A 13,307-nucleotide genomic window follows, 5' to 3' on the forward strand; every position below is an offset into this window, starting at 1 on the left:
TCCGAGCGGAGAAGGCAAAAGGATTGTAGAGAAGCGCAACGTTCACCTGAAAGCTTTCCGCAGGAAAGCTCGCATCGGAAGCCTAAGCTGTCCCCGGATGCTTACATAACCCTATAAATTCAGTATATCCGGGGACAACAGCGATCGGAACAACCTTAGCCATCGGAGCGGTCTGCGTATAACCTCAGTAGTTATAGTTCTATATATTATCCCCAACTTAAAAGGAGCCGATAATCTTGAAGCAATATTTGAAAATTGATGAATGGTCCATTATCGAAGAATCATTTGATCCGGGAACCCAGGAAATTTCCGAGAGCGTATTCAGCATCGGGAACGGATATATGGGCGGACGCGCCAATTTCGAGGAGCAATACAGCGGCCACAGTCTGCAGGGCAGCTATATGGCTGGCGTATACTATCCGGATAAGACACGGGTCGGCTGGTGGAAGAACGGCTATCCCGAGTATTTTGCCAAAGTGCTGAACAGCACGAACTGGATCGGCATCAACATTGATATCGACGGCACCCCGCTCGATCTCGCGAAATCCACAGTGACCGACTTCCGCCGGGTCTTGAATATGAAGGAAGGTACGTTATCCCGCAGCTTCACCGCTGAACTGGAAGACGGCAAGCAAGTCAAAGTAGAGAGCATCCGCATTGTCAGCATGACCCGCCAGGAGATCGGTGCGATCCGCTATTCCATCGTTCCTCTCAACTTTGCTGGCCAGCTCACAATCACGCCTTACCTGGATGGCGACATCAAGAACAAGGATGCTAACTATGACGAGAAATTCTGGAATGAAGTCGAGAAGAAAAGTGCAGGGGATAGCGGTTATCTCACCCTAAAGACCAAAAAGCTCGATTTTCACGTTACCTCGGCTATGGCCTTCGATATCCTCGTGAACGGCGGGAACACAACGGCGCAAGCGGAAGCCATCGAGCAGGAAAAATATGTTGCTAGCCGAGTTGCTGTAGCGGTACAGCCGAACGATCAAGTCGTGATTTACAAATATGCGGCTAATGTAACCTCCCGCAATCATGGTCTCGGGCAGCTGGTGGATGCCGCCAAGACTGCACTGCAAAGCGCACGGGAAGCCGGATTTGTAGCGCTTTTGACCGAGCAGGCAGATGCCTGGAGAGACAAATGGAAGGAAAGCGACATTATCATCGAAGGCGACGTGTCTGCGCAGCAGGCGATCCGCTTTAATATTTTCCAACTGAATCAGACGTATAACGGTGAGGACGATCGTCTGAACATCGGGCCGAAGGGCTTTACCGGGGAAAAATACGGCGGCAGCACGTACTGGGATACCGAAGCATATTGTGTACCTTTCTATCTTAGTACGGCGGATGCGTCCATCGCCCGTAACCTATTGATCTACCGTTACAAGCACCTGGAAAAAGCTAAGGAGAACGCCCGCAAACTCGGCTTCACTAAAGGCGCCCTCTACCCGATGGTGACGATGAACGGCGAGGAATGCCATAACGAGTGGGAAATTACATTCGAGGAGATTCACCGCAACGGGGCGATTGCCTATGCTATTTATAACTATGTGAACTACACCGGCGACCAATCCTACCTTGGCCAGTACGGACTTGAGGTGTTGGTAGAAATCTCCCGCTTCTGGGAAGAGCGCGTGCACTATGTACCGCACAAAGACAAATATGTCATGCTAGGTGTTACTGGACCAAACGAGTACGAGAACAACGTCAATAACAACTGGTACACGAACCGTATCGCGTCCTGGACGATGGAATACACGCTGGAAGCTCTGGCTTACCTGCAAGAGAATGAACCCGCCCGCTACGCAGAATTGCTGGAGAAGCTCGGACTTCAGGACAGTGAAACTGGCAAATGGAGCGAGATTATCGCCAAAATGTACTATCCGGTGGATGAAGAACTGGAGATTTTCCTCCAACAGGACGGATTCCTCGACAAGGAGATCATTAAGGTTAAGGATCTGCATCCAGAGCATTTGCCACTGAACCAGAAATGGTCATGGGACCGCATCCTGCGTTCCTGCTTCATCAAGCAGGCGGATGTGCTGCAAGGGCTATATTTCCTCGGTGACCGTTACGATCTAGATACAAAAAAACGGAATTTCGACTTCTACGAGCCGATCACCGTCCATGAGTCCTCCCTCTCCCCTTGCATCCATGCGATTCTCGCCTGTGAGCTGGGCTACAAGGAAAAGGCTTATGAGATGTATCTGCGCACCTCTAGACTGGATATGGACAACTACAATAATGATACAGAAGACGGTTGCCATACCACGAGCATGGCGGGTACGTGGATGTCAATCGTTCATGGCTTCGGCGGTCTGCGCGTGCTAAATGGACGGTTGAACCTGAACCCTTCTAATCCAGGTCACTGGACGTCCTATTCCTTCAAAATTATGTTCCGTGGATCTCGTCTTCTGGTCAGCGTAACCGATACCCAGGTAACTGTGACCAACGAAACCGATATTCCGGCCTCGCTCACGATTTATGGCCAGGAATATACAGTGAATGGACTTAGTAGCGTTACTGCTCAAGGAACCAACATTACCGCATAATCAGCCCGTATTCTCCCGGCCCCCGAGGCTGTCTGCTTTCGGGGGCCGAGTACTGTTTAAAGGGTTGTACAGGCTGGACTATAAACAACATTTAAGGAGATCTCACAATGAAAAAAGCTTTTTGGAAAGAAGCCGTAGTATACCAAATCTACCCTCGGAGCTTCATGGACAGCAATGGTGACGGCATCGGCGACCTTAAGGGAATTATCTCCCGTCTGGATTATCTCCAGCAGCTCGGCGTTGATGTCGTCTGGCTCTCCCCCGTCTACAAGTCGCCGAATGATGACAACGGTTACGACATCAGCGATTATGAAGATATCATGGATGAATTCGGTACGCTTCAGGACTGGGAGGAACTACTTGAGGGCCTCCATACCCGGGGCATCAAGCTGATGATGGATCTCGTGATCAACCATTCCTCGGATGAGCATGCCTGGTTCGTGGAATCCCGTTCCTCCAAAGACAACCCTTATCGCGATTATTACATCTGGCGCCCCGGCGGTCCGGACGGCAAGCGTCCTAACAACTGGAGCTCCATATTCAGCGGCCCGGCTTGGGAACTGGACGAGACTACCGGTGAATACTATCTGCACCTGTTCTCGCGGAAGCAGCCGGACCTTAACTGGGAGAATCCGCAGCTGCGTGAGGCACTGTACAAGATGATAACCTTCTGGCTGGATAAAGGGGTAGACGGACTGCGGATGGACGTCATCAACCTGATCTCCAAAACGCCAGGCCTCCCTTCGTCAGGCGATGCCGAGCTTGGCGGTGGTGGTGAATACTACATGAACGGTCCAAGAGTGCATGAATTCCTGCATGAAATGAACCAAAAGGTACTCTCCAAGTATGACGTCATGACTGTCGGCGAAACGCCGGGGGCGTCTGTAGAGGATGCCATTTTATATACCGGTGAGGACCGGGAAGAATTACAAATGGTCTTTCAATTCGAGCATATGGACGTCGACTCCGGCCCCAGCGGCAAGTGGGAAGTAACCCCATGGACTCTTCACCAACTGCGTGGAATCCTGCATAAATGGCAGGTCGGCCTGGCCGAACAAGGCTGGAACAGTCTGTACCTGAACAATCATGATCAGCCACGCATGGTATCCCGTTTCGGTAATGACGGCGAGTACCGTGTCATCTCCGCCAAAATGCTGGCAACCCTGCTGCACACGCTGAAGGGCACCCCGTATATTTACCAAGGGGAAGAAATCGGGATGACCAACGTGAAATTCCCTGTGCTGGAATACTATCAGGATATCGAGACCCTGAACATGTACCGTGAAAAAGTCACCGAGGGCGGCGCCGATCACGAGACGATCTTGAATGCCATCTATGCCAAAGGACGGGACAACGCCCGGACGCCTATGCAATGGAATGGTTCTGCCAACGCAGGCTTTACTACCGGAACACCTTGGCTGCGGCTGAATCCGAATTATAGCGAAATTAATGCGGAGCAGGCAATGGCCGATCCCGATTCGGTGTTCCATTACTACCGCAAGCTGATCGCGCTGCGCAAAGAAAACCCGATCATGGTCTACGGAGAGTACAAGCTGCTTCTACCAGAGCATGATAATATCTATGCTTACACCCGTACCCTGGACGATGAGCAATGGCTCGTGCTGCTGAACTTCAGCGATGTTGCGCAGCCTGTCGATCTTCCTGAGGAGCTGGCAGCCGTCAAGGAACTGGTGATTGGAAACTACGGGGATGTATCCTCTGACCTTAGTGTTCTGCGGCCGTACGAAGCAGGCGTGTACCGACTGGGGAACTGACGAGACCCGTCTAGCTGAGTTATACTATTAGAAAGATTGAACTCAAAGTCTCCCTGTCACCTGTCTTCAGAACGCACGGAAGAACCGGATGAACAGACCAGGGAATGATAGTATGGATTCAGAAGGAGATGGCGCACTTGGAATGGTTGATTCGAATGAAGGATGCTCTGAATTATGTAGAGGACAATTTAGAGGAACCGCTGAATATTGATGAGATCGCAAGGGTAGCTTGCTCTTCGCCCTTTCACTTTCAGCGTATGTTCAATCTCCTGACCGGATTCACGGTATTCGAGTATATCCGCAAGCGGAGATTGTCGCTTGCGGCGCAGGAGCTGAGCGTGTCAGATATTAAAGTGCTAGACGTAGCACTGAAATACGGCTACGATACCCCTGAATCTTTTTCCAAAGCGTTCCGTAAACTGCATGGGGTGTCCCCTTCAGCCGCCCGCGAGAAGGGCGTACAGCTCAAGGCCTTTCCACGCCTCTCTTTCCATCTATCATTGAAGGGAGATAAAGAAATGGAATACAGAATTATCGAGAAAGATAGCTTCAGAGTGATCGGCAAGTCTATCGAGGTATCCTTGAAGGATGGGGAGAATCTGCGGGAGATCCCGGCCTTCTGGAGTGCCGCCAACGGAGACGGAACGTCTGACCAACTGACTGAAATCGGCAAAAAAGAGGATATCCTCGGAATCTGTATGGGTGTGGATCATCCCAATGAGAAGCTCTCTTATTGGATCGCCGTAGAAGACGATTCCAATACGGACCCACAAGGCTATGAAACGGCTATTGTACCTGCCTCCACCTGGGCTGTCTTCACCTCGGTTGGACCGATGCCGCATGCGATTCAGGACGTCTGGAGCCGAATCTTCCAGGAATGGTTCCCCAGCACAGCGTATGAACATTCGGGCGGACCCGAACTTGAACTCTACCCGCTTGGTGATGTGAACGCAGAAGACTATCGTTGTGAAGTATGGATTCCGATTAAGCAGAAATAAGCATTATATTCGTCACTATCGAAAGATCCTCCATAACCCAAGAGGCCGCCCGAACAACGGGGGGTCTCTTTTCATATCATAGAGTAGAAGCTTAGTAATCCATCCCCGTGGCTATTTTCCATTTTGAGAAATGGCTTCGTCTTGGTATAATAAACAAATTATGTGGATTTTATAAAAAGTCCGATACTCGGTGAAGGAGAATTTCATGTCTACTGTGAAAATTTTTTCAGACAGCACTTCCGATTTGCCGCAAGGCTGGAAAGAGAAGTATGATGTCGGCCTCGTCCCGTTATATGTAGTATTCGACGATGGTACTTATAAGGATGGAGTGGATATTACGCCCGAAGAGGTGTACCGCAAGGTTGCTGCCAAAGGCAGTCTGCCCAAAACGGCTGCACCTTCGCCAGCTGACTTCATGGCAGCATTCGCGCCAGTTATTGAGAGCGGTAGTGATATTGTCTATATCAGTTTGTCCTCTGCCTTATCTTCTACATATCAGAATGCCCTGCTGGCCGCAGGTGAGTTCCCTGAAGGAAGAGTGGAGGTCGTAGATTCGGAGACGCTGTGCGGGGGAATCGCCTTGCTTGTCATGAAGGCCGTGCGCGCCGCTGCCAAGGGGCACAGTGCAGCTGAGATCGCAGAGCTGCTTAAGACAGCCCGCAAACACATGGATACTCAATTTGTAGTCGATACGCTTGATTACTTATATATGGGCGGGCGCTGCTCCGGCATGCAGAACTTTATCGGCAGTCTGCTCAAAATCCGGCCCGTGCTGAAGCTGATTGACGGCAGTATTGTCCCGGTCAGCAAAGTCCGTGGCAAGAAGGAAAAAGCTGTCGAGCAGATGCTTCAGAACGCGCTTGCCGACATCAAGCAAATGGATAAGGAACTGCTTATTGTAGCACACACCCTGGCTGAAGAAGATGCGCAATATTTAAAGAGTGCGCTGCAGCAAGCCACTGGCGCCCAAGAGATTGCGGTGATCGAAGCCGGCTGTGTAATCGGCAGTCATTGCGGTCCGCAAACGGTAGGTCTTATGTATTTGCGTGAATCATAATTTCAATACGATAAAAGCAAACATGGCGGGCTGCCCGGAAGTCAGAAGATGACTACGGGCAGCCTTTTTTGGGCTCTGGTAGCTAAAGCGCCTGGTTACCGATGAGATAACGATTCGACGACTGTGGCCCACCAGCTAAACCTACAGTTCAAATCCGTCCCTGTCTTCCTCCTTCAAAAAGGGCAGCATAAAGCGAAAGGTAGACCCTCTTCCCTCCTCGCTTTCCACAAAAATCGTGCCCCCCATCAGCTCTACCAGCTGTTTGCAGATCGCCAGTCCGAGGCCTGTCCCCCCATATTTGCGGGTATGCGACGGGTGAAGCTGTGAGAAGGACTGAAACAAGAGATTCAGCTTGTTATCGGCGATGCCGATACCTGTATCCCGTACCGAGAACTCCAACAGGTAATTCTGGGAATGCGGTAGCACGATGTTCTTCACGGACAAGGTCACGCTTCCTTGCTCTGTGAATTTCAAGGCATTGCCTACGAGATTGACAATGATCTGCCGCAAGCGGCTAGGATCAGTAGTCAATACCTCTGGGACACTGGTATCGGCCCACCACCGCAGGGCCAGCTTCTTCTCCTCGGCTTTGGGCGTGAACAGGTCCACAATACTGGACATCATTTCCCGCAGGTCGAACATTTCAGACTGCAGGATCATTTTGCCCGCTTCCATTTTGCTAAAATCAAGGATATCGTTCAAGATACTCAGCAGACTGTAACTGCTGCTGCGCAGAATCTCTGCATAGCTCCGCTGCTCCTCGCCGAGCTCCGTCTCCAGCAGCAAGTCCGCCATCCCGATCATCCCGTTCATCGGTGTCCGGATCTCATGACTCATCATCGCCAGAAAGTCGGCCTTAGCCCGGGCAGCCTTCTCCGCAAACTCCTTGGCCCGGATGATCTCCCGTTCATTCGTAATGTCGCTGAATACAATAACAGCGCCTTCGATCATACCATTGTCCACAATTGGAGCTACCCGATAATTCACCAGAAAGCTCGTCCCATCTTTACGCCAGAAGATTTCTTCCTCCATGCTGCGCGTAACTCCGTCTCTGACCGTCCGATTAATCGGAGATTCCTCCAGGGCGTAATGAGAGCCGTCCGACCGGGTGTGCTGGATATGTGAGAAACTATGAATACCGATGAACTCATCCAGCGTATACCCCAGCATCTCCATCCCCGCCGGGTTTATGAAGATCGTATGCCCCGTTTTGTTCACCCCGAAGATGCCCTCTGATACAGAATTTAGGATCAGGCTGTGCCGATCGTTCAATTCTTTGAGATGCCCAGGACTGCGGATGTCGTCCACACCAATATAATTGGTGATGTCTTTGACGATCGCGTAGACACCTGCCACTTCATTCTCAGCTTCAATGGGTAAAAAAGTAATGACCACCCGGTGAAATTCCCCGTTAGGACGGACCGTATCCATCTCAAAGCTGGACGATTCACCCTGAAGCGCCTGCGCAAACTGCCGCCGGCATACCAACTGATAGTCCGCAGTGGAAGCCTCCAGCACCGAATGGCTGTTCAGTCCTTCAAATTCCACTCCCGACCGTTCCCTCGCAGAACGGTTCACGCCCAGGCAGTTCCCCTCCGTGTCCAAAATGTAGATGGGATCAGGGTGATTCTCATATAGAATAGAGTGGTTTTCCTTATCCATAGTTTTCATCCTCTCCGTACTCAATCCACATATTATAACAAGTTCTGCAGGGTAAATCATGAGTAAAGAGAGGTGTTTTCTATACCCAAAAATAGCCACCTGCACGGGTGCAGGGGCTATTCTATGGCCTACGGCATCAAGCGATATCATCTGTTTCGATCTTACGAATGGATACATAGGCAATGGCGATTCCAATGAGGCCAAGGCTGATGGAAATGGCCGCAAAATTGCCTAGCCGAGCCTGGTCAAATCCTCCAGAAATCAGAGTCACAAGCACCACCGACGAAATGATCGTGGCTGAGACCGATTTCTTCCGCATCCCAAAATACAATGGAATGAGTCCAATCCCTGCCGCATAAAGTGCCCCTGTCCCCAGCTTCACCAGTTCGTCTTTCACCAGGATCCAAGTTAGTTGACCCGGAATGATCTGTAAGTAGTGATTGATCCAGAACAACAAAGCCCCTAGCACCAGATCTGAAATCATAATCGTACAAAAAGTGAAGAGGAAGACGATAATCAATTTGGCGGTAAGCAGTTTTTTACGTGGGATAGGATACATGAAGAGCAGGCTGATCGTATTGCTTCTGTATTCTTCGATAATCAGTCTGCCCAGCAGAGCTGAAGCAAAGATGATGAATACCGCCTTTACAAAAACGAAGAGTCCTTCAAAAACATCCCCGAATGATGTGAATGTCGAAACCTGCTCATTCTGGTCCACAAACAATACAAGTACCATAAAGCTTAGGATGATGAGATTCGCGATGAGCACGCCCTTGATGAGTCCTGTCAATTTATGCTTACGGATTTCCAGTGACATCAATTTAAGCAATGCCCTCACCCCCGATCAATTGCAGAAAATAATCTTCGAGCGAATGCTGCTTCCTGCTAAGGCTCGCAATATAGACATCTCCGAGAACGAGCGCTTTGTTCAGTGCCTGCTGCGAAACGCCATCGTCATATATGCGGATGATTCCAGCGTCCATCGCCTTGAAATTGGTGAGGCTCAGCTTATGCTGCAGTACATAGACTGCCTTGGTGACTTCCGGGGTGGATAGCTCGATATAATCTGTATTCAGTCCACGAATCGTATCCATCGCCACTTCTTCTAACAAACGGCCCTCACGGATGACACCGATCGTATCCGCAACCTGTTCGATTTCGCTCAATAAGTGACTGGAAATCAGAAGGGTCATGCCATACTCTCTGCTCAGCATGCGGAACACCTCGCGCATCTCCTTAATGCCCACCGGATCGAGACCGTTGATCGGCTCATCCAGAATCAATAGCTCCGGCTTCGTCATGATCGAACGAGCAATGCCCAGCCGCTGCTTCATCCCCAGAGAGAACTGCTTTACCGGCTTGTTGTCGATGCCCGAAAGCTTCACTAATGCTAACGCCTCTTCGATTGCTTTCTTGTCATAGTAGCCCATATATTCTCCATGCAGAAGGAGATTCTCTCTGGCGCTCAATTTATCGTAGAACACCGGGTTCTCAATAATGCAGCCCATCCGCTTGAGCATTTCGTAAGAACCGGGGGTCACTTTTTCCCCGAAAAATTCAATCTCTCCGCCCGTTGGCTTCACCAGATTGGTGATCATTCTCATCACTGTTGTTTTGCCGGCACCATTCGGTCCCAGAAATCCGTAAATCTCGCCCTGCTTGATCGTCATATTGACACTGCTTACCGCTTCCCTGCCATGGTATACCTTGGTTAAATCCCGTGTACGAAGGATTGAAGTCATATCCGCTATCTCCTTTGTGTTCATCTCTCTTCCATGTTTTTATTGTACACACCACAATTTTCTTTTTTCTTACCCTATTCTTACGAATTTCTTAAGTACAGTTCTTTAGAAGCGCATCCGGGGAAAAGAAACCGTAAACGCTGTTTTGACATGCGGTTTGCTGATTAATGTGATCGTTCCGTTCATCTGCTCAGTTAATCGCTTTGTAATAGTCAGTCCGAGACCACTGCCCTGATAATTCCGGTTGCGCGAGTCCTCCAGGGTATACAGCCGCTCAAACACCTGATCCTGATGGGAGGCGGTGATTCCTTTCCCCCGGTCCCACACCTCCACACTGACGTTCTTGTCATCAAAAAAAAGCCGTAAACCCAGTATCTTCCCCGCATCGCCGTAAGTGATTGCATTCGAGATCAGATTGGAGAGAATCCGGTCCATTGACTCTTCATTGCCCATTATGTACAGCGGCTCATCCGGAATCTCGATCTGCACCTCACTACCCTTACCGTTCAGAATGTCGTAGAAAGATAAAATGTTCTTCCTGCACACCTCATTCATGTTCAACCGGGAGAGTGGAAGGTTACAGTCACCTGATTCCAGCTTCGCCAGGTCAAAAAAAGTATTCATCAGCGTAATCACCTCACCCGCCTTCCGGTGAATGATCGTCAGCATAGCATCCCGTTCCGGTTCTGTCATATCTTTGTCCTGCAAAATCGTCTCGATATAGCCGAGCACTACCGTCAGCGGGGTCTTGAGATCATGCGATACATTGGACAGCATCCCCCGCATGGCTTTCTCCAGTCGCCGCCTCTCCACGCCGCCTCTATGATTGGCATCCAGCAGGTGGTTCAGGTCAGTCAACAATACACGCAGCTCCTGGTTGCCGCTAAACAGCAGTAGCCTTTCCTGTGTCCCGGCATCCAAAATACTGTTCAGCTTCTCATGAATATAGGTGAGCTGGCTGGCAGTAGCTTTGGCCGATTTAAATTGCCACAGGATAACGAGCAGCAACAGTACAATAACTACGCCAAGAACAGCGATCATTGCACTTCCGCTCCCAGTTTGTATCCGATTCCCCACAGGGTCTTGATATATAACGGATGCGAGGGATCGTCTTCGATCTTCTCCCGCAATCTTCTCATATGGACATTAATCACATTCTCGTCCCCGTAATACTCATCAGCCCACACGCTGGCATAGATCTGCGCCTTGGTGAACACCCGGCCAGGGTTCGTCACAAACAACTTAAGAATGTGGAATTCCTTGGCTGTTAACTTCACTTCCTCCCCATGCTTCAAGGCCGTGAAATTGTCGAGATCCACAGTCAGCCCTTCCAAACTAATCGTCTGGCGCGCCGCAGCGGCTGCTTCCGGCTTAACACCTGCGGCTACACCGCCGTATCCCGCCCGGCGGATCGCTGCTTTCACTCTCGCTACTAGTTCAATCATAGAGAAGGGCTTCGTGATATAGTCATCCGCCCCGAAGCCCAGACCCAATGCCTTGTCTACATCGCTGTCCTTTGCAGACATGATCAGCACAGGGACAAGGCTATTAGCTCGGATCGTCTGCAGAATATCAGTCCCGCTTCGCTTGGGGAGCATAAGATCCAGCAGAACAAGCTCATAGGTGCCGCTGCGAAAAACACGCTCTGCCTCCTCACCGTCATACACTGACTTGACCTCAAAACCCTCTTTTACAAGATAAGAAGAGACCATTTCACTGATACTTTCATCGTCTTCAATCAGCAAGATCCGCTGCTGCATTCCATCGTCGCCTCCAATAATAAAGCTATAAAATAGCTGGATAATCTTCTAAATAGAAAGGATTTTAAAAAACAAACATACCAAGAAAAAAGAAAGCTTATATAAGCAGGATCGAAGTGTAATTAACGGCATTTTTGTACCTTAAATCCTCAGTAGCTAAGGCTTAGTAGAGATTAAGTGCAAAATTGTACCTTAAATCTTCCAGAATGCCCTGTCCAGCGTGATTTTCCGAAAAATAAGATACAATAATGCCTCTATTTCCCTATTTTTACGATATTAAAGAAAAATAAGGTACAAAAATGCTGCTAATTGGAGAGGTTGCCCTCTTTTTCACTGTTTATATAGCTAAAATTCATATTCTTTTTCAAAGTATACCAATAACTTCTAAATCTGAGTAGCGAAAACAGGCCGCTCACCAGTCAAGAGTGACTGCGAGCGGCCTGTTTATCTATATATTGCAGACGACTATCTGATTATCGAGCAGCCACCATCAACCATAAGCACATGACCTACGATATAAGAAGCCATGTCGCTCAGAAGGAAGACTACCGCGTTGGCTACTTCTTCTGGCGTTCCGTAGCGTTTCAGAACCGGAAGCTGGGCAATAGCTTGCTCAAGCGCCTCAACATCGTCTGTGAGCAATTCTTCATAGCGTCTCATCATTTTGGTAGGAACCGGTCCTGGAGCGACAATATTTACCCGGATTCCTTTAGCTGCGAACTCCGCCGCTGCTGATTTACCTAAACCAATAACCGCATGTTTACTTGCAGAGTAAGCTACATCACCCGCCATAGCAATCGTTCCATGCAAAGAAGCACAGTTAACGATCGCACTTCCAGGTTTCATGTGAGGCACGGCATACTTCATCAGAAGCTGCTGCCCTCTGACATTGACATCAAACACTCTGTCGAATGTTTCAGTCTTATAATCCTCTAGAAGCTCATTATCCCCTGTAATCGCCGAGTTGTTGTACATGTAGTCAATCGAACCAAAACGTTCAATAGTTTGGTTGACCAGGGCAATAATTTGTTCTTCCTTGGCCACATCCGTTTGGATGAATGCCGCACTTCCTCCAAGCTCCTCAATTTCGCGTACAGTCGCAACTCCATCCGCTTCAGACCGGCTTGCGATAACAACATTGGCTCCGAGCTCCGCTAAACGCAGTGCTGTAGCTCTGCCAATGCCTGTACCCCCACCTGTGATAATTGCTGTCTTCCCTTTGAATTCCTCAAATACTCTGAACATTATGAAGCACCTCGTTGTTAGTTTTTCAGAATACGATTGAACCATATACACCCTGTGGAGGTATAGGAAAATCTATCCTTTATCTATCATAACATCTCTAGAATTAATTCATATGTAAATTGTTCCAGATCAATATTAATTTAGCTCTTAATTTCAGATAAAATCCTGGGCGATGCTGAATTAAGCCGCTACGGGTTCGGAGGTTTCTTACGATTGCTGTTAAAGCCCGATCTCTAGATTGTAAAAGGAATTACAAGGTTGAAATCGGCCTTTAAAGGCGAACACTTCGTTTCTCCAGAAATCCTCCAACCCTCCGCTCTACTTTCAGCATAAAGTCAAACTCAGATTCTAAGATAGAATCAGCATTAATAGGGACAGAAAATGTCTGTCCCTAGTTTGTGGAAGTCTTTTTAATTGATGAGATTCTCTTCGTGTTTGATAAAATGAGCAAAAGGAAGGTGACTCAAATGTCTATTCCCAAGAATCAATTTTGGGAGAAGCGTTGCTAGTTCG

The 13,307-nt window shown here is 49.1% G+C and carries 10 protein-coding genes; 4 read left to right on the plus strand and 6 right to left on the minus strand.

From position 1 onward, the window contains the following. Window positions 1-236 precede the first annotated feature (236 nt). The 4 genes from ACFRAM_RS06090 to ACFRAM_RS06105 all read left to right on the plus strand — a co-directional run bounded on the left by ACFRAM_RS06090 (window position 237) and on the right by ACFRAM_RS06105 (window position 6,385). Complete coding sequence (locus ACFRAM_RS06090; RefSeq protein WP_379464995.1) at window positions 237-2,555, plus strand: glycoside hydrolase family 65 protein; 2,319 nt, start codon at window positions 237-239, stop codon at window positions 2,553-2,555. A gap of 107 nt (window positions 2,556-2,662) precedes the next feature. Beyond that, window positions 2,663-4,330 carry a glycoside hydrolase family 13 protein gene (locus tag ACFRAM_RS06095; protein WP_379464996.1) on the plus strand — a complete coding sequence of 556 codons (1,668 nt, stop codon included), beginning with the start codon at window positions 2,663-2,665 and terminating at the stop codon, window positions 4,328-4,330. Between the two features lie 137 nt (window positions 4,331-4,467). After that, a complete protein-coding gene (locus ACFRAM_RS06100) occupies window positions 4,468-5,328 on the plus strand; it encodes an AraC family transcriptional regulator (RefSeq protein WP_246317453.1) in 861 nt (286 codons plus the stop codon). A gap of 205 nt (window positions 5,329-5,533) precedes the next feature. Next, window positions 5,534-6,385 (plus strand): DegV family protein, encoded by an 852-nt coding sequence (locus ACFRAM_RS06105; RefSeq protein ID WP_379464997.1) that lies wholly within the window; start codon window positions 5,534-5,536, stop codon window positions 6,383-6,385. 141 nt (window positions 6,386-6,526) lie between these two features. Here the strand turns inward: ACFRAM_RS06105 and ACFRAM_RS06110 are convergent, their stop codons facing one another. The 6 genes from ACFRAM_RS06110 to ACFRAM_RS06135 form a co-directional block, all read right to left on the minus strand. Continuing rightward, window positions 6,527-8,047 (minus strand): ATP-binding protein, encoded by a 1,521-nt coding sequence (locus ACFRAM_RS06110; RefSeq protein WP_379464998.1) that lies wholly within the window; start codon window positions 8,045-8,047, stop codon window positions 6,527-6,529. 136 nt (window positions 8,048-8,183) lie between these two features. Then, window positions 8,184-8,876: an ABC transporter permease gene (locus ACFRAM_RS06115; RefSeq protein WP_379464999.1), complete on the minus strand. Its 693-nt coding sequence runs from the start codon at window positions 8,874-8,876 to the stop codon at window positions 8,184-8,186. After that, the gene (locus tag ACFRAM_RS06120) at window positions 8,869-9,789 is read right to left on the minus strand and encodes an ABC transporter ATP-binding protein (protein ID WP_379465000.1); all 921 of its coding nucleotides are present in this window, start codon (window positions 9,787-9,789) and stop codon (window positions 8,869-8,871) included. The genes ACFRAM_RS06115 and ACFRAM_RS06120 overlap by 8 nt, the downstream gene beginning before the upstream one ends. A 105-nt stretch (window positions 9,790-9,894) precedes the next feature. Next, window positions 9,895-10,830 carry a sensor histidine kinase gene (locus ACFRAM_RS06125; protein ID WP_379465001.1) on the minus strand — a complete coding sequence of 312 codons (936 nt, stop codon included), beginning with the start codon at window positions 10,828-10,830 and terminating at the stop codon, window positions 9,895-9,897. Then, entirely contained in the window at window positions 10,827-11,549 is a 723-nt protein-coding gene (locus ACFRAM_RS06130) for a response regulator transcription factor (protein ID WP_379465002.1), read from the minus strand. Before ACFRAM_RS06130 ends, ACFRAM_RS06125 begins: the two co-directional genes overlap by 4 nt. Window positions 11,550-12,014: 465 nt before the next feature. After that, window positions 12,015-12,794, minus strand: a complete 780-nt coding sequence (locus ACFRAM_RS06135; RefSeq protein WP_379465003.1) for an SDR family NAD(P)-dependent oxidoreductase — start codon at window positions 12,792-12,794, stop codon at window positions 12,015-12,017. Between the last annotated feature and the right edge of the window lie 513 nt (window positions 12,795-13,307).

The organism is Paenibacillus sp. NPDC056722, from assembly GCF_042790635.1.
Classification (GTDB): domain Bacteria; phylum Bacillota; class Bacilli; order Paenibacillales; family Paenibacillaceae; genus Paenibacillus_AQ; species Paenibacillus_AQ agri.

Bases quoted from the DNA above. Each gene is read 5' to 3' on its own strand.
- ACFRAM_RS06095 (WP_379464996.1), top strand. From the start codon at position 2,663: ATGAAAAAAGCTTTTTGGAAAGAAGCCGTAGTATACCAAATCTACCCT.
- ACFRAM_RS06105 (WP_379464997.1), top strand. From the start codon at position 5,534: ATGTCTACTGTGAAAATTTTTTCAGACAGCACTTCCGATTTGCCGCAA.
- ACFRAM_RS06110 (WP_379464998.1), bottom strand. From the start codon at position 8,047: ATGGATAAGGAAAACCACTCTATTCTATATGAGAATCACCCTGATCCC.
- ACFRAM_RS06120 (WP_379465000.1), bottom strand. From the start codon at position 9,789: ATGACTTCAATCCTTCGTACACGGGATTTAACCAAGGTATACCATGGC.
- ACFRAM_RS06125 (WP_379465001.1), bottom strand. From the start codon at position 10,830: ATGATCGCTGTTCTTGGCGTAGTTATTGTACTGTTGCTGCTCGTTATC.
- ACFRAM_RS06130 (WP_379465002.1), bottom strand. From the start codon at position 11,549: ATGCAGCAGCGGATCTTGCTGATTGAAGACGATGAAAGTATCAGTGAA.
- ACFRAM_RS06135 (WP_379465003.1), bottom strand. From the start codon at position 12,794: ATGTTCAGAGTATTTGAGGAATTCAAAGGGAAGACAGCAATTATCACA.